Annotated in this window: 15 protein-coding genes; 8 read left to right on the forward strand and 7 right to left on the reverse strand. The window is 68.6% G+C overall.

Going from position 1 to position 16,785, the window contains the following annotated elements; genetic code table 11:
- Positions 1 to 401: 401 nt before the first annotated feature.
- Both ABDW35_RS05720 and ABDW35_RS05725 read right to left on the reverse strand, forming a co-directional pair.
- Positions 402 to 2,357 carry a DUF5054 domain-containing protein gene (locus ABDW35_RS05720; protein WP_343712891.1) on the reverse strand — a complete coding sequence of 652 codons (1,956 nt, stop codon included), beginning with the start codon at positions 2,355 to 2,357 and terminating at the stop codon, positions 402 to 404.
- 26 nt (positions 2,358 to 2,383) lie between these two features.
- On the reverse strand, positions 2,384 to 3,424 hold the full coding sequence (locus tag ABDW35_RS05725) for a LacI family DNA-binding transcriptional regulator (RefSeq protein WP_343712892.1): 1,041 nt from the start codon (positions 3,422 to 3,424) through the stop codon (positions 2,384 to 2,386).
- 230 nt (positions 3,425 to 3,654) lie between these two features.
- On the opposite strand from ABDW35_RS05725, the gene ABDW35_RS05730 reads away from it, so the two are divergent.
- From ABDW35_RS05730 to ABDW35_RS05750, 5 genes are read left to right on the forward strand one after another with little or no spacing between them, the layout of a single operon-like run.
- On the forward strand, positions 3,655 to 5,013 hold the full coding sequence (locus ABDW35_RS05730; protein ID WP_343712893.1) for an extracellular solute-binding protein: 1,359 nt from the start codon (positions 3,655 to 3,657) through the stop codon (positions 5,011 to 5,013).
- Positions 5,014 to 5,062: 49 nt separating this feature from the next.
- Positions 5,063 to 5,974, forward strand: coding sequence for a sugar ABC transporter permease (locus tag ABDW35_RS05735; protein ID WP_343712894.1), 912 nt, complete (start codon positions 5,063 to 5,065; stop codon positions 5,972 to 5,974).
- 1 nt (position 5,975) lies between these two features.
- Complete coding sequence (locus ABDW35_RS05740; RefSeq protein WP_343712895.1) at positions 5,976 to 6,800, forward strand: carbohydrate ABC transporter permease; 825 nt, start codon at positions 5,976 to 5,978, stop codon at positions 6,798 to 6,800.
- Positions 6,801 to 6,810: 10 nt separating this feature from the next.
- Positions 6,811 to 7,920: an ABC transporter ATP-binding protein gene (locus ABDW35_RS05745; RefSeq protein ID WP_343712896.1), complete on the forward strand. Its 1,110-nt coding sequence runs from the start codon at positions 6,811 to 6,813 to the stop codon at positions 7,918 to 7,920.
- A complete protein-coding gene (locus ABDW35_RS05750) occupies positions 7,917 to 9,368 on the forward strand; it encodes a CehA/McbA family metallohydrolase (RefSeq protein ID WP_343712897.1) in 1,452 nt (483 codons plus the stop codon). The genes ABDW35_RS05745 and ABDW35_RS05750 overlap by 4 nt, the downstream gene beginning before the upstream one ends.
- Here the strand turns inward: ABDW35_RS05750 and ABDW35_RS05755 are convergent.
- Both ABDW35_RS05755 and ABDW35_RS05760 read right to left on the reverse strand, forming a co-directional pair.
- Complete coding sequence (locus tag ABDW35_RS05755) at positions 9,311 to 9,679, reverse strand: response regulator (protein ID WP_343712898.1); 369 nt, start codon at positions 9,677 to 9,679, stop codon at positions 9,311 to 9,313. The genes ABDW35_RS05750 and ABDW35_RS05755 overlap by 58 nt on opposite strands.
- Before the next feature lie 106 nt (positions 9,680 to 9,785).
- A complete protein-coding gene (locus ABDW35_RS05760; protein WP_343712899.1) occupies positions 9,786 to 10,883 on the reverse strand; it encodes a PAS domain S-box protein in 1,098 nt (365 codons plus the stop codon).
- Positions 10,884 to 11,271: 388 nt separating this feature from the next.
- On the opposite strand from ABDW35_RS05760, the gene ABDW35_RS05765 reads away from it, so the two are divergent.
- A complete protein-coding gene (locus ABDW35_RS05765; protein ID WP_343712900.1) occupies positions 11,272 to 12,351 on the forward strand; it encodes a helix-turn-helix domain-containing protein in 1,080 nt (359 codons plus the stop codon).
- Positions 12,352 to 12,422: 71 nt separating this feature from the next.
- Here ABDW35_RS05765 and ABDW35_RS05770 read toward each other — a convergent pair whose 3' ends face one another.
- Entirely contained in the window at positions 12,423 to 12,974 is a 552-nt protein-coding gene (locus ABDW35_RS05770; protein ID WP_343712901.1) for a DUF4142 domain-containing protein, read from the reverse strand.
- A 149-nt stretch (positions 12,975 to 13,123) separates the two neighbouring features.
- Here ABDW35_RS05770 and ABDW35_RS05775 point away from each other — a divergent pair, with 149 nt between their 5' ends.
- Positions 13,124 to 13,312 carry a DUF3008 family protein gene (locus ABDW35_RS05775; RefSeq protein ID WP_343712902.1) on the forward strand — a complete coding sequence of 63 codons (189 nt, stop codon included), beginning with the start codon at positions 13,124 to 13,126 and terminating at the stop codon, positions 13,310 to 13,312.
- Positions 13,313 to 13,327: 15 nt separating this feature from the next.
- Positions 13,328 to 14,275, forward strand: coding sequence for an ABC transporter ATP-binding protein (locus ABDW35_RS05780; RefSeq protein WP_343712903.1), 948 nt, complete (start codon positions 13,328 to 13,330; stop codon positions 14,273 to 14,275).
- 26 nt (positions 14,276 to 14,301) lie between these two features.
- Here the strand turns inward: ABDW35_RS05780 and ABDW35_RS05785 are convergent, their stop codons facing one another.
- Together ABDW35_RS05785 and ABDW35_RS05790 are read right to left on the reverse strand one after the other, a co-directional pair.
- The gene (locus ABDW35_RS05785; RefSeq protein ID WP_343712904.1) at positions 14,302 to 14,598 is read right to left on the reverse strand and encodes a hypothetical protein; all 297 of its coding nucleotides are present in this window, start codon (positions 14,596 to 14,598) and stop codon (positions 14,302 to 14,304) included.
- A gap of 257 nt (positions 14,599 to 14,855) precedes the next feature.
- Entirely contained in the window at positions 14,856 to 16,613 is a 1,758-nt protein-coding gene (locus ABDW35_RS05790; protein ID WP_343712905.1) for an MFS transporter, read from the reverse strand.
- Positions 16,614 to 16,785 lie beyond the last annotated feature (172 nt).

The raw sequence follows: 16,785 nt of genomic DNA on the forward strand, positions 1-16,785 counted from the left end.
GATGGCGATTTTCCCGCGTGAGCAAAAGCCCGATCATCCCCGCAGGGCGGTCATCAATGAAACCAACCGGTTGTTGGGGTTCATGCCAAAGCCGCCGGGCGCTTCGGCGGCAGCTTCAGCGCCGAGCACGGCATCGGTCGCGCCAACCTGGCCTTCTATGAGCGCTTCATCGCGGCGCGCGAGCGGAAGCTGGCCGGGGCGATCCAGGATCTCGTCGCACCGGGCGGACTGGGAGCGGTGGACTTCCGCGCCGCGGCCGCGCCGGACGTCGCCTGAAAGTTCGAGCGCTTCTCGGCCGCGGGATCATGCCCGGAGGGGCGCGCCGATCGGCCCTTCGAACGCCACATCATATTTTCCATAATATATATTATCCGACTATCAGGCCGCCATCCCGGGCTCGGTCAGGCCGTCAGCTGCAAGCGGAACCGGAACTGCAGCGTGCCCTCGCACCACATCGGGAAGTTCGTGCCCCACTTGTTGTTGTGCAGGTTGATCCGCACCCCGTCGGCGAAGTCCGGCAGCCCTGAGGCGAACGGTATGAAGCGCGAGCCGGCCGGTGCTGCCAGCGGCGCGTCGAGCGACTGGATCGACAGGACATGCCCGTCCGCGTGTCGGCCGCGGATGCCGGATACGGCCTGCAGCTGGCCGCCGCCCTTCGGCGTGATCCGGTCGGCCGGCTGCCACAGCCCCATTTTGCGGAAGTCCCAGCCTTCGATGCCGGCCGGCGTGAAGCCGAGGAAGCTCGCCTCCGGCATCCGGTTCGAGGGCTTGTCGCGCAGCACCAGGATGAGGTCGAGGCCATCCGCCGCTGCCTCGATCCGCAGCTCCACCCGGCGTGGCGCACCGAAGACGGCATGGGCGTCTTCCGGCATGTCCAGCAGCAACGTCAGGCCGACCCCGTCCTGGGCCAGCCCGGTCAGCCTTGGCCGCCAGGTGGCTGAGCGCGCGGTCCGTGCCCGCTCGAGTCCCGGCTTGCCATGGTCGAGCAGTGCCCATTCGATCCGCTGCGTCAGGTAGGCCTGCATATGCGCGGCGATATCGGCTGCGTCGTAGGTCTCATAGGCATAGGCAATCAGGCTGCCGCCGATCCTTTCCACCGTCCGGCCGTCCGGGGCCGTCAGCGTCGCTACGGCTCCGGTCGTGCCGTCGATGTCCAGCCCCCAACCGCCGGCCCGAGCCTCGATCGGGCCGCTGCCAGCCGGCGTTACCGCCGTGATGGGCTCGGCCGGCCGCAATTCGGCCAGGGCCTTGTCCGCTGCCGGCCGATCGGCTGCGGACAAGGCCTCCACAGCGGCATCGAGATAGCCGCGCTGCTCGGCCCAGGAGCTCTCGGTGAAGCGGAAGCGCGGATCCTGCCGCCGTGCCGCCTCGAAATCCGGACGGTCCCACGCCGTCTCGTCGCGCAGGAAGGTCTTCACATCGACCCCGCAGGTGTGCTCGGCGACTATCGCCAAGCGCCGGCCGAACGCCAGGCGACCGGCATCCAGCCCCTCCTCCACGAACCGGTCATAGACGCGCTGCAGCGCCAGGAACCGCGCAATCTTTTCCGGATCGCTGGCGCTGCCATGGATCCAGCTGTCCCCGACCTCGCGGTCGACCACCGGGAAGCGCTCGCGCTCCGGCCAGATCACCGCGGCGAAATCGTCGAGCGATGAAGCCCGGACCATGGCGCCCGGATTGGCCGCCCGCACCTCGCGGTGGCATTCCGCCGCCGCCGAGATGCCCTGCGGCCCGACATTGTCCGAGGTGTGGGCGAAGCTGAGCCCCTGCCCCATCCCCTCCGGGAAGAAGGTGGCGCCGTAGCTGCTCTGATAGGCCACCAGCACCTCCTCACCCGACGGCGCGCGCCAGCGGAACAGCGGCGGCACCTCCGGCAGGGTCGAGGCCGAGTTGACGCCGATATGCAGGAAGCGGATGCCGGCCTCGGCCAGGAGCGGCACGATGCCCAGCGGATGGCCGGGCACATCGGTCATCTTGGCGGCGATGGTGCTGGTGCCGAAGCGGCGATCCAGCTCCTGCGCATAGGACATCCCGGCGCGAAACAGCGCCGGCGACATCAGCTCGGTATGGGTGGTGAACGGCAGGCCGTGCCAGCGGATCAGCCCGCGCTCGATGGCTCGCTCCAGCCGCCGCGCCTTGTCGCGCGGCTGAGTCTCCAGATGGTCCCAGATCAGCCAGGCACCGGTGGTCCAGACGAACATGCGCTGCGCCGGATCCTCGGCGAAGAAATGCTCGCCAGTGTCAATGGCGCGCGGGATGAACATCTCGTGATATTCCCGCCGCACCGTCTCGGCCAGCTGGGTGAAGCCGATGTCGAGATGCGTCTTGAAGATGAGGTGGATCGTCCGGCCGGTCATCGTCTCATCCATGGTGGCGTGATGGGTCAGCCCACGGTGCTGCGGACGACCAGCTTGGTGCGGATCGTCTCGGTCATCGGCGGCGCGCCGCGATGCTGCAGGCGCTGCAGGATCAGCCGCACCAGCGCGGCCACCCGCTCCTCCACGTCGATCTTGATCGTGGTCAGGTCGTAGCTGCGCCAGGCCGCCTGGTCGATGTCGTCGAAGCCGACGACGCTCACATCCTCCGGCACCCGCCGGCCCAGCGTCTGGCGCAGCGCGTCCAGGGCCCCGAAGGCGCTGACGTCATTGGCGGCGAACACCGCATCGGCCCCCGGCCCGGCCCGGAACAGCTCGATCGTGGCGTCATGGCCGCGCTGATAGCTGAAATCGCCCTCCACCACCGCGGCCGACGGCAGGCCGCGCGCCGCCAGAACCTGCTGCAGCGTGCGCAGCCGCGCCGTGTTGGCCTGGGCCTTCGGGTTGCCGGCCAGATAGGCGAAGCGCCGACGGCCGAAGCCGGACAGCAGCGCCACCGCCTGCTCGATGCCGTCGCGCTGCAGCACGCGCAGGCAGTCGAAGCGATGCATCCCCGATCCCGGCAGCGGCCCCGGGTCGGAGGCCTCGTTCGGATAGTCGACATAGACCGGCACCGCCTGGTCGAACGCGCGGTGCAGCTGGTCGGGCGGCACGTTCTCGGTGAACACCACCACGCTGTCCGGGTTGTAGGCCCGCATATAGGACAGCAGCTTCGGGTCCAAGCTGCGGTCGATCCGGGTCTTGAACAGCAACGTGGCGAAGCCGCGATCCTGCAGCGCCGTGGTCAGCGCGTCGATCTCCAGGCTTTCCCAAGGGCTGCAGACATGCGGCACGATCACGCCGACCAGATGCGACCGCTGCGTGGCCAGCGCCCGGCCGGCCATGTTGGGGACGTAGTTCAGTTCCTCGGCGATGCGCAGCACCAGCTCGCGCTTGTCGGCCCGCAGCGGCGCCTTGGGGTTGAAGGCCCGGGACACCGCGGCGCGCGAGACCTTAGCCCGGTCCGCCACGATCTCGGCGATGGATTGTCCCTTGTCCTCTCGTGCCACCTTCACCTCGGGTGAAATCGCTTTCATCCACACTGGGCGGGAGGTCTGGGGCTGTCAAGCATGGCACGCTGCAACATGATGTATTTGCTCGAATTTTAGCCGATCTCAGATCCGGCATCGAGACAACTGGAACCAAACCGATCCCGATTGACGGAGAACTGAAAGCGTGTTCACTTTTGGCCGAGCCGCATCCCACCTGAAGGATGCGCCGCCATGGGAGGACACAGCGCATGACCGCACATCGCCTGGGGATTCTCACTGCCGGCCTGCTCGCGACCTTGTCCTGGGGCGCGCCGGCACACGCCGCCGACCTGTCGATCGTCTGCCGCTGCGTCGAGGGCGGCGTGAACACCGAACTGGCGACCTGGATCAAGACCTGGGTCATCCCGGAATTTGCCAAGACTCCCGCCGGCGCCGATAGCACCGTGACGCTGAAGAGCTTCGGCGGCACCGACGAGCAGCTGACGCAGCAGCTGGCGCTCGACTTCTCGACCGGGGCCGGGTCCGACGTCTCCAGCTTCGACGGCTTCCTGATCCCGAGTTTCGTCGAGGGCGGCCTGCTGAAGCCGCTCGACGAGATCGCCGGCTCCGAGGTCGATGGCTGGGACGGCTGGTCGCACATCTCGCCCGGCGCCCAGGCGCTGATGTCCTACCAGGGCAAGCGTTACGGCCTGGCCGAGGGCACCGATGTCCGCGTCATCTTCTACCGCCGCGACCTGTTCCAGAAGGCCGGGCTGAAGGCCGAGGGCTGGCAGCCGGCCAGCTGGGACGAGCTTCTGGCCGCCGCCCGCGCCTTGAAGAGGGCCGACCCGGACAGCTTCCCGCTGCAGATCAATGCCGGGGTGTCGATGGGCGAGGCCACCACCATGCAGGGCTACTATCCCCTGCTGCTCGGCGCCGGCGAGGCGCTGCAGGACAAGGACGGCAAATGGATCACCGGCAGCCCGGCGATCCTGGCGGCGCTAAAGCTGTACAAGACGATCTATGTCGACGAGAAGCTGGGCGACCAGCGGGCCCAGCTGCTGGCCGATGGCCGCAACCGCAGCTTCGCCAATTTCCGCGACGGCCGCACCGCGATGCTGATCGAGGGCGACTGGTTCTACCGCTCGGTCACCGCGCCGGGCAGCGAGTTCGCCGTGGCCGACCGCAACAAGACCTTGGGCTGGGCCAAGATCCCGGCCGAGGCTGCCGGCCGCGGGCTGGACGGGCGTGACTTCGTCACCATCTCCGGCGGCACCGGCTTCGTCCTCAACCCGCACACCGAGCACCCGAAGGAGGCCTGGGCGCTGCTGGCCTTCATGAACAGCCAGCCGGCATTGACCGCCTATCAAGGCTTCGAGGAGCGGATCCGCATTCGCGACGACGTGCCGGTGCCGAACTCCGCCTTCCTGCAGGACACCGCCAAGGCGCTGATGCCGATCACCACGGCCCGGCCGAACGACCCGAACTACGACAAGGTCTCGGCCGAGCTGCAGCGCATGACCGAGGCCGTCGTCTCCGGCAACGCCACGCCGGAGGAAGCGATGACCCGCTACGGCGCCGCCGTGAAGAAGATCGTCGGCGAGGCCAATACCGTCAGCAAGGGCTGAGGATGGGGCTCGCCCGCCCTCTTCCCTCACTGTCGCGGCATGTCCGCCCATGAACCGCCCCACCCTGCTCTCAGCCCGCACCGGCGCCGCCTTCATGATCCCCGCCGGGGTGCTGGTCGGGCTGTTCGTCGTCGTGCCGTTCTTCTGGATCATCGCGGTCAGCTTCACCAACCGCACGCTGCTGGGCCGCACCGCGCTGCGTCCGGATTTCGTCGGGCTGCAGAACTACACCTCGCTGTTCGACGGCGGCGCCTTCTTCGCGCCAGGTGAGTTCGGCGCCTCGCTGATCCTGACCGTGCAGTTCGTGCTGCTCTCGGCCCTGATCGGGCAGGCGCTGCTGGGCCTGCTGCTGGCCTGGCTGCTGCAGAACATCCCTCCGGCGCTGAAGGCCGCGGTGCAGGCGGCGGTGGTGGCGGCCTGGATCCTGCCGGAGGTGGTGATCGGCTTTGCCTGGTTCGCCTATCTCGACCGTGACGCCGGCACGCTGAACGGCATCCTCGGCACGCTTGGGCTGCCGCGGCCGGACTGGCTGCTGGAGATGCCGTTCCTGGCCATCGTCGTGTTCAACACCTGGCGCGGCACTGCCTTCTCGATGATGCTGTTCTCCTCGGCGCTGCAATCGATCCCGCCGAGCTATTTCGAGACCGCCAATGTCGTCGGCGCCTCGTCCTGGCAGAAGCTGCGCGACATCGCCCTGCCGCTGATCCGTGGCCATGTCGTGACCGACCTGATCCTGGTGACGATGTGGACCTTCAACGTGTTCACGCCGTTCCTGCTGACCGGCGGCGGCCCGTCCTTCCGCACCGAGATCCTGTCGATCTACACCTACCAGCTGGCCTTCAAGCATTTCGAGTTCGGCCGCGGCGCTGCGGTCGGCGTCGTCATCATGCTGATCAACCTGGCTTTCGCCCTGGTCTATCTGGGCTTGGCGCGGCGCCGCAAGGCTGCGGCGGAGCATTGAGATGGCGCTGCGCCCCCTCCTCATCCGCATCCTGTTCGCCGGCCTGGCGGCGCTGATCGGCCTGGTCTTCGCCCTGCCGCTTTTGTGGTTCCTGCTGGCGCCGTTCAACGCGCGGGCGGAGCTGGGGCTGGCGGTGCCCGACCCGTTCACCCTCGGCAACTTCGCCAAGGCCTTCGAGAACGGCTTCGCCATGCGGGCGCTGCTGAACAGCCTGATCCAGAGCGTCGGCGGCGTCGCTCTGGTCACCGCGGCGGCGACGCTGGCGGCCTATGCCATGTCGCGGGCGCCGGTGCCGGGCAAGGGCGCCATCACCTATCTGCTGCTGCTGTTCTCCTCGGTCGTCTCCGGCTCCGCCGCCATGGTGCCGATCTTCCTGATCGTCAGCGCCATCGGCCTGGTCGACACCCACATCGCGGTGATCCTGGTCTTCGCCGGCGGCCTGCTGCCGACCGCGATGTTCATCCTCCGCGACTTCATCGACGGGCTGCCGCGGACCTATGAGGAATCCGCCCTGGTCGCCGGTGCCTCGCCGCTGCGCGCCTTCTTCGACGTCGCCCTGCCGGTGATCCGCCCCGGCGTCGTGGTCGTCGCCGTCTGGGCCTTCGTGCAGATCTGGGGCAGCTTCCTGATCCCCTTCGTCCTGCTGCGCAGCGAATCCCGGATGCCGGCGGCGCTGGCGATCTACTCCTACTACTCCGAGGCCGGGACACCGGTGGTGACCCTGCTCTCCGCATATGCGGTGGTCTATTCGGCGCCGGTGGTGGCGCTCTACCTCTTCGTCAGCTGGAAGTTCGGCTTCCGCTTCTTCGGCGGCATCAAATCGTGAGCGGGATCCGATGGCTTCGGTGACTCTGGAGAAGGTGCAGAAAGCCTTCGGCGAGCTGGTGGTGGTGCGCGACATCGACCTCGACATCGGCGACGGCGACTTCGTCTGCCTGCTCGGGCCCTCGGGCTGCGGCAAGACCACGACGCTGCGCATGGTGGCGGGGCTTGAGCAGCCGACCGGCGGCCGCATCCTGATCGGCGGCGCCGACGTCACGCGCAAGCCGCCAAGGGACCGCAATCTCTCGATGGTGTTCCAGGACTATGCCCTGTACCCGCACATGTCGCTGGGCCAGAACATCGGCTATCCGTTGAAGGTCCGCGGCGCGCCCGTCGATGCGCGGCGCGGCCGGACGCAGGAGGTGGCGGACATCCTGCAGATCGGCCATCTGCTGGACCGGCTGCCGTCGCAGATCTCCGGCGGCCAGCAGCAGCGCGCCTCGCTGGCCCGGGCCCTGGTGCACCCGTCGCAGGTCTATCTGTTCGACGAGCCGCTCTCCAACCTCGACGCCAAGCTGCGGCTGGAGGCGCGGGCCTTCCTGAACCATCTGCAGCGCGACATTGGCATGACCGCGATCTATGTCACCCACGACCAGGCCGAGGCGATGGCGCTGGCCACAAGGGTGGCGGTGATGGAGGCCGGCCGAGTGGCGCAATACGCCCCGCCGCTCGAGGTCTATCGCCGACCGGCCACCACCTTCGTCGCCGGCTTCGTCGGTAACCCGCCGATGAACCTGGTGCCGGTGCAGGCCGCACGACAGGACGGCGCGGCAGTGCTGGCGGCCGACGGGCTGCAGGCCCAGCCCCTGCCCCTCTGGGACGCGCTGGCCCGGGCGATCGACCGCGGGGCCAGGCTGACGCTCGGCATCCGGCCGGAGCATCTGAGCATCGTCGGGGACGAGTCAGGCTGGCGGCTGTCCGGCGAACTCTTCGCCAATGAGGGGATGGGCCCGGAAAGTCTCGTGACGATGCTGCTGCCGGGCAACCGGCGGGTGACCGCCCGGATCTTCGGCGACGACCCACTGCAGCTCGACCGCACGGTCCGGCTCGGCTACCGGGCGGAGGATCTGGCGCTGTTCGACGCCGATGGGCGCCGCATTCCGGGCCCGCGGGAGGAGCCGTGACGCCGGCCCGGACGCTGACCGTCCGGGCGACGGCCACCGAAGGGCCGTACCGCCCGGTCCCGGTCGAGGTCCCGCCCGGCACCACCCGGATCGACGTCGCCATGGCCTATGCCAAGGCCGGCGACTGCATCATCGATCTCGGCCTGATGGATCCGCGCGCCACCGCCTTCCCCAGCCCGGACGGCTTCCGGGGCTGGAGCGGAGGCGCCCGCGACAGCTTCTTCGTCGCCACCGACGATGCTACACCGGGCTATGTGCCGGGGCCGATGCCGTCGGGAACCTGGATCGTCCTGCTCGGCCTGTACCGCGTGCCGCCGGGCGGCGCCGAGGTGGCGCTGACCGTCCGGCTCGACGACACGCTGCGCCCCGACTGGTCGCCCGAGCCGGCGGCCGAGGTACATCACCGGGCGCCCGGCTGGTATCGCGGCGACCTGCATTGCCACACCCATCACAGTGATGCCCGCGGCGGGCCGGAGTTGCTGCACGAGGCGGCGCGGCGGGCGGGCCTGCGTTTCCTGGCCGTCACCGACCACAACACCATCACCCAGCGCCGCTATTTCGCCCCGCGCAGCACGCCCGACCTGCTTTTCATCCGCGGCGAGGAGATCACCACGGCCGAGGGCCACGCCAATGTCTTCGGCGCCGACAGCTGGATCGATTTCCGCATGACCGCGCCGGCCGACGCGCATCGGCTGGCAGAAGCGGTGCGCCGCGCCGGCGGTCTGCTGTCGATCAACCACGACAAGCCGCCGATCCCCTGGAGGCACGAGCTGCCGGAGGTGGACTGCATGGAGGTCTGGCAATCGCACTGGTTCGCCGGCAACTGGATCTCGCTGGTCCGCTACGACGACAGGCTGCGGCAAGGCCGCCGCATCGCGCTGGTCGGCGGCAGCGACTGGCACCAGCCCGCGGCGTTGGCGCCGCCCGGACCGCTCGGCCTCGGCCGGCCGACCACGGCGCTGTGGCTGCCGGAGCTGTCGGAGAGGGCGGTACTGCGCGCACTGCGCGCCGGCCGCGGCTATGTCACCGAGGGGCCGGACGGGCCGCATCTCGCCGTCACCACCGGCGGCGTGCCGATGGGCGGCACACGCCTCGGCGGCACCGTCTGGACCGTCGAGGTGGAGGTGCGCGGCGCCGCCGGCGACCGGCTGGTCTGGATCGATGCCGGCGGCACGGTCGCGGAGCAGGAGATCCCGGCGGAGGAGTGGATCGGCCGGCTGACCCTGCCCTCGCCCAACCGCTTCCTGCGCGCCGAGATCGTCGCCGTCGCCAGCCGGCCGCGGCTCGAGGCGGAGTTCCTGGAGGCGCTGGAAGGGCGCAGCCTGCCCGCTGGCGTGACCCGCCAGGATATCGCCGCCCAGCCGCTGCGGCGGGCGCTGAGCAACCCGGTCTATGTCGGCTCGCCGCCGGCTTCGTCGATGGCAGTAGCCAGCTCGCCCGAGGTGTAGGGCTTCGGCAGCAGCCGCGAATGCGGCACGCCCAGCCGGGCCCAATCCTCCGGTCCGACCTGCCCGCTGGTGTAGACAACCCGGATGCCGGGATGGATCTCCCGCACCGCCCGGGCGACGCTCCAGCCATCGGGGCCTGGCGGCATATGGATGTCGGTGAACAGGATGGCCAGCGTCTCGGTGGCCCTGGCCAGGGCGATCGCCGCCTCGCCATCGGCCGCGGACAGCGGCGCCAGCCCGAGCGACTGGGCCGCATCCTCCGCCATCATCCGCACGAAGGGTTCATCCTCAACAATCAGGATCGCGGCCATGCCGTGCTTCTCGGTCACCTTTGGCCAGCGCAGCTGCGGCCGGAGATTGGAACGTGCCGCGCGGCTGTGAGGTTCCGATGATCCGATAAAAGTCCCGGCGTCCTCGTCAGCCGACCAGTCGCTCCAGCGGCATGGACATCAGGATGGTCAGGCGATTGCCGTCCCATCGACGCGTGATCTGGCCCTGCAGCTGGCCCTGCACGGTGCCGTCGATCAGCCAGGTGCCGAAGCCGTCGCCGGCAGAGGCCTGCGCCGGCGTGCTTCCCTCCTCCAGCCAGCTCAGGGACAGGGTTGCGTCCTGAACCGTCCAACTGATGGCCAACCTGCCCGCAGCCGCGGACAGGGCGCCATATTTGGCCGCGTTGGTCGCCAGCTCGTGCAGCAGCAGCGCCAGGCTGGTCACGGCATGGCCGCCGACCGTCACCTCCGGCCCGGCGATGGTGATGCGCCCGGCATCCTGGTCCTCGAAGGGCGAGACGATGGTGCGCAGCAGGGCCTCGAGCGTGGTCGGCGTCGCCACCTGCTCGCGCTTCAGGTCTGGCAAGGTCAGCTCATGCGCGCGCGCCAGGGTGGAGAGCCGCTTCCGCACCTGCTCCGCCAACTCCTCCGGCGACCGTGCGGTCCGGGTGCTCAGGGTGATGACGGCGCCGGCCAGAGCGAACAGGTTCTTGACCCGGTGGCTCATCTCCCGCAGCAGCAGCGTCTGGCGCTCCCGCGCCCGCTTCAGCTCGGTAATGTCGCGCGCGATCTTCGAGGCGCCGACGATCTCGCCCTGCCGGTTCCGGATCGGCGAGATCATCAGCGAGATCTCCACCAGGGTGCCATCCTTGCGGCGGCGGATGGTCTCGAAATGTTCGACCCGCTCGCCCTGGCGGATGCGTGCCAGGATCTGCGGTTCCTCGTCCAGCCGGTCCTCCGGGATCACGATCGTGATCGGCTGGCCGACCGCCTCATCGGCGGTATAGCCGAACAGGCGCTCGGCCCCCTGATTCCAGTTGGTGATGACGCCATTGAGATCCTTGGCCACGATCGCATCCTGGGAGGATTCCACGATCGCGGCCAGCCGCTGCGCCGCCTGCTCGCTGCGGGCACGCTCCTCGGCCTCGGACAACGCGTGCGAGCGCTCCCGTGCCGCGTGCTCCACATGGGGCGACGATGCCTGCTTCGAGCTTGCAGGCAATGGTCCCTTGACGCTGTCGTTCATCCGACGCTCTCTGAAACGGTCCGCCCCACGCCGAAGCCGATGGAGATGAGGGGCCGCTACAGTCAGCCGGCCATCTCTGGATCGTAGCCCAGCGGACCGCAGGCCTCAATACAGTCATGATGTCTCACGCACGGAGAACTGGCCACCTCCTCATCTCGGAATTATCATTTGATATTTTAGGCGTCGAGCCATCGAATGCGGTTGTTCGACAGCAGTGTTGAATTCGTGGGATCTGGAACCTATCGAGCACCCAGACGTTGAGAACCTGTCGACAAAGAAAGCTCAGAGGGTCGGATTCATGCCATTCCGGATGGCCTCTCCCCCTGCATCCTCCGGAACACTTCCGCCGGCGGAGATGATCCGGCATGGCCGGCGCGATGAGCGGGCGGTGGCGCGCCCGCAGCTAGAACTCCTGTCCCCCGCGATCAGGGCCCGCCTCGCCGCCACGGACCAGATGCATCTGAGCAAGGGCGAGCGGACCGATTGGACCGGACGCGACCGTCTGCATCTCGTCCGGTCCGGCTGGCTGGCACAGTTCCGCACCCTGGCGGACGGCCGCCGCCATATTCTCCGTTTCCTCATGCCCGGTGATCTGGTCGGCCTGACCGCGCAATTCTCCGGGACCGAGCCCACGCCCGCCGTCGCCCTGACGGAGGCGCGTGTGGCCGCCGCGCCGGTTGCCGATCTGATCGATCCCAGCTCGGCCGCCGCCTTGCAGCAGGCCTGCGTCATGTTGGCGCTGGAGAATGTGCGGGAGCATGAAGCCCTGCTGTCCCTGGGTGGCCTGGGCGCCGATGAACGACTGGCCGCCTTGTTCCTCACCCTCTTCGAACGGGCCGAAGCCCGGGATCTCGTCAGCGATCGCGGGCTGCGGCTGCCGCTAACCCAGCAGGACATTGCCGACGCCCTGGGCCTCTCGCCGGTCCACACCAATCGGATGGTGATGAAACTGCAGCGCGCAGGGCTGGTCCGGCTCAAGAGCGAATGGCTGCAGATCCTTGATGGCCCGGGACTGCAGGCGCTCGCGCAATGGCCGCGGCCGATGGCGTGGACCCGGCGGTCCGACCAGGGCTCGGCGCGGCTCGCCGACATCCGGCAGGCCCCGCCGCAGCCGGAACGCAAGGTCAAGCGCATCCTGGTGGTCGAGGACGACCAACTCCTCGCCCTGCACATGCAGGCGATCCTCCGCTCGCTGGGCTTCGCGGTGGTGGGGCCGGCGCCGTCGCTCAAGACCGGCCTGCGCCTGGCGGAGGAGAGCGACGAGATCGACGCCGCGATCCTCGACGTCCGGCTCGACCAGGATCAACGCGTGTTCCCGGTGGCCCAGACGCTGCAACGGCGCAGCATCCCCTTCTCGTTCATGACCGGCTACAGCGATCCCGATCTCGCTGGCTTCGAAGCGCCAGTGATCAAGAAGCCGCTCGATGACGGCAGCGTCGCAGCCATCCTGAAGCGGCTGATTCACTAGGAACGGTCCGCAGTTCCGCGGCCTCGCCGGATGGGCAGGGGAGGATGCCGATCTCCCCTGCCCTCCCTCTGTCACTGCAGGCCGGACAGGATGGTCTGGGCCTCATCGAGATGGTGCTGGACGATCGGCGCCAGCTGCGACGCAACCGCCTTCAGATTGGGATCGCCGCCGGATTCACCATAGCTCTGCTGCAGCTTCAGCGCCTCCTGGTGGCCCTCGACCTGGCCCTCCATATAGAGGCGGTCGAACTCGGCGCGCGGTGCGGAGCGCAGCTCCGCCAGCTTTTCCTGGTGCTGCGGGTCGAGCGCCGTCGGCGGCCGGATGCCCAGATTCGAAGCGGCGACCGCATCACGGATCTTCCGGGTCGAAGCGGTATGGTCCTTCACCATCATGCGGGCGAAGCTGCGGACTTCGCCGCTGCGGGCCCGTCGCCCTGCGACCTTGCCGGCCTCGACCTCGAACAGGTCGCTCATCCCGGCGGTCTGGACATAGTTGGCCGGGTCGATCTGCGGTGTCGGCGCCAAGGACGCCAGCATCTGCTCCGGCTCGCTTCCGCGGCTGCATGCGCCGAGAAGTAGCGCGCCCGCGATCGCTGCTGTGGACAGCACATGGACGGCCCTCATCACGCTCTCCTGTCTGGGGCGGATCGTATGCTGGCAACGGGGGTAGCCGCCCGGGCGTTCCGAATCCGCTTCACTGCGGGGCGTCATCGGAACCGGCCGAGGCGGGGCGCTGTTCCCGATTCCGACGTCCATTCTCGCGGAGGCATGCCATGCCGGCGAAGTCGAAGGCGCAGCAGAAGGCCGCAGGCGCGGCCCTGGCCGCCAAGCGCGGCGAGCAGAAGGTCGGCGAGCTGAAGGGCGCGTCGAAGTCGATGTACAAGTCGATGAGCGAGAGCCAGCTCGACGAGCTGGCCTCGACCAAGCGCAAAGGCAAGCCTGAGCACGCGTCGAAGAAATAGCCCTCGCAGCTCTCCATGCCGCGCGGGCTTTATCGGTACATCTGGCGGGTCAGCGGGCGGGACCAGATCTTCCTGTCGATCCTGGCCGTGGCGGTGTTCCTGCTCGACCTGGTGCCGCTGGAGCTGCAGCGGCGCATCGTCAATGGCGCCCTGGCGAAGCACGCCCTCAACCAACTCGTCCTGCTGGCCCTTGGCTATGTCGCGACGGTGGTGGCGCAGGGCGGGCTCAAATTCCTCCTCAACATCTATCGCGGCTCGGTCAGCGAGGCCGCCAACCGGCGGCTGCGGCTGCAGCTCAGCCCGGCATCGAATGGCGAGGCGGCGCAGCCGGCACCGCGCCGCGAGGGCGTCGATATCGCCATCATCGTGTCCGAGGTCGAGGCCGTAGGCGGCTTCATCGGTGCCAGCGTCTCCGACGCGGTGCTGAATGGCGGGCTGCTGATCGCGGTTTTCGGCTACATGCTGGTGCTGCAGCCCTGGATGGCGTGCGCCGCCGTCCTGCTGTTCTTCCCGCAGTTCCTGTTCATCCCGTTCCTGCAGAAGGCGATCAACCGGCGCACCGAACGGCGGATCCAGGTGCTTCGCCGGCTCAGCGTCGAGATCGTCGACGAGGCCGCGGACCGCCGGGGGCCGCGGGAGGACGAGCCCTATCGCCGTCAAGTCGACACGATCTACAGCCTCAACATGCAGATCTTCCGCCGCAAGTTCGGCATGAACTTCCTGATGAACCTGCTGCACCAGCTCGGGGTAATCGGCATCCTGTTCGTCGGCGGCTGGTTCGTGATCCAGGGCCGGACCGAAGTCGGCACGGTCGTCGCCTTCATCTCGGGGCTGAACCGCGTCAACGATCCCTGGGGCGATCTGGTCAACTATTTCCGCGACATGACCAATGCCCGGGTGAAATACAGGCTGATCGCCGCCACGCTGGACCAGCGGCCGGCCGAGGCGCAGGCGGCGTCCTAGCCGCCTCGGCCGGGCCACGGCCTGCGTCAGACCAGCCGGCCGATCGCGTCCGCCTGCTCGGAATTGTCCAGAACCTCCATCAGTTCCGCCGGCGAGAGGTCCAGGCCCTCTTCGTCCAGCAGGGCGATTGCCAGGGTGCAGATCATGGCGCTCTTCTCATTGTCGGACAGCGGCTCATGCTTGTGCAGCATCAGCTGCCGCAGCCAGATCGCGAACTCGATCGGCGTCATCCGCCCGTCGCGCACCTGGTTGAGCAGCGTCAGCGTCAGATGGGCAGCGCTTTCGAACTCCAGCACCGCGAATCGATCGGTCGGGGGTTTCATGCCGGCAGCATCGCGTCGTTGACGGCCATTCCTTGCGTTTCCGATGGAGAAGGCAACGGGCTGAGACTATCCCGATCAACCGTCGATGACCATACGCGATCGAATGAAGCTCCTGTGCCTGGCGCCGCAAGCTGATATCGCTCAAATTCGCAGCGAATTCTGCTGCTATCCATCCAGCCCGAAGCTCAATACGGGACGAGGCGAGGCCGATATTGGGCGCATCAAGGGGAAGCTGCTGATGGAGCGGGCAAGGTCCGTCACGATGCGCTGGGCACACGCTCCGGCGGAGACCGCTCCGGCTCGGCCGCCGATTTGGCCGTGTCATTGGCCGAGGGCTTTGTGGCGAGAGGCTGTGCGGCCACCCGGCGGCGACGCCGGCGCCAGCTGATGGCATGGCGCACGACGGGCGGAGGCGGTCCCTGGTGCAGCCGCCCGACGCGGTCGATCAGCTCGCGGTCGGCGGCGGTCAGCCGGGCCAGCAGCCGCAGATGCTCGTACCAGCTGTCGACGAAATAGATCTCGCTCCATTTCAGCCGGTCGGCGGCATCGCGAAACAGCGACCAGCGGCTGGCGCCGTTGCGCAACCGCACCTCGCGCAGCCTAGCCGTGGAGCGGATGAAATCCCGCTCCTGCTCCGGCCCGATGCGGTACTCGATCACCACCATCACGGCATCGCGGCGCGGGTCGATCGGCGGCGCCGGCAGGTCGACCTTGCGCAGCGGCGCCGGCCGCAGATCGACCAGGGCGATGTCCGGGATCTTCAGCCGCAGCGCCCACAGCGCGCCGACCAGCAGGGCCAGCCCGCTGGCCGCCAGCGTCATCGAAACGCCGGCACTCTCCGCCGCCGCGCCCCAGACCACCGAGCCGAGCGCCAGTCCGCCATAGAGCGCCATCTGGTAGATCGCCATCGCCCGGGCCTTGACCCAATCCGGCACCAGCAGCTGCACCGCGGTGTTGTAGGTCGACACCACGGCGATCCAGGCGACGCCGCCGAGGAACAGCACCGGCACGACCACGACGATGAGATGGACGGTGCCCAGCACCAGCAGCACCGCGGCGAAGGCGAAGGCCGAGGTCGAGATCAGCCAGCTGGTGCCCAGCCATTCCCGCGCCGGATGGACGACGAAGCCGCCGCAGACCGCGCCGATGCCGAGCGCGCCGAGCAGCACGCCGTAGCCGATCGCGTCCTCGCCCAGCTGCTCCAGCGCCAGCAGCGGCAGCAGCGCCCAGACCGAGCTGGCGCAGAAGCCGAAGATGAAGGACCGCGTCGCCACACGCCGGGTCACCAGCGAATGCCGGGCGAAGCGCAGCCCGGCGGTGACGGCCTGGCGCAGCGTCTCCGGCGGCAGGGCCGAGCGTGCCGGCCGCCACTTCCAGGACCAGATCGCCAGCAGCAGCCCGCCGAAGCTGGCGGTCGAGATCAGGAACACCCAGGGCGCGCCCAGCCAGGCCAGCAGCAGGCCGCCGATCGCCGGGCCGAGGGCCCGGGCCACATTGTAGTTGATCGAGTTGAGCAGCACCGCGCTGGCCACCGCCGGCTTCGGCACCATGTCGCCGACCGCGGCCTGCCAGGCCGGCCCCTCCAGCGCATAGCCGACGGCGATCAGGAAGGTCAGGCCGATCAGCCCGATGGGCTCCAGCAGGCCGAGGAAGCCGAGCAGGGTCAGGCCGAGGCCGCCGATGACACAGCATGCCTCCCCCGCCAGGATCATCCTGCGGCGGTCATAGATGTCGGCCAGCGCCCCGGTGGGCAGCGACAGCAGCACCAGCGGCACCGCGGTCGCCACCTGGATCAGCGCGATCAGGAAGGGGCTGGCCTCGGTGACCGTCAGCTCCCAGGCCGCGGCGACGGATTGGGCCCAGTCGCCGAGATTGGCGAACAGGCCGGTGATCCAGACCAGCCGGAACACCGGATGGGCCAGCGCCTCGACGAAGGGCAGGAACAGGCGGGACGGCGGCGGCTCCTCGCCGCGCTCAACCCGTAGATCATCCTTGGCGCCGACGGCCTGCTGCATCCGGTCCCGCCCCGCTGTCCGAGGTCCGCCAAGTCTAGGCATGCCGGCCCGGTCCGTGCAAAGGCCTCGCCGCTTCCTTCTCTGTTGTTGCCTGGCTCAATCAGAATTTTGAAAGCTCAAAATGCAATTGACCTTGCGACTGGCCGTCACCGTCCTAAGATGCCCCGGGCCG

The organism is Inquilinus sp. (assembly GCF_039594555.1).
GTDB lineage: Bacteria > Pseudomonadota > Alphaproteobacteria > DSM-16000 > Inquilinaceae > Inquilinus.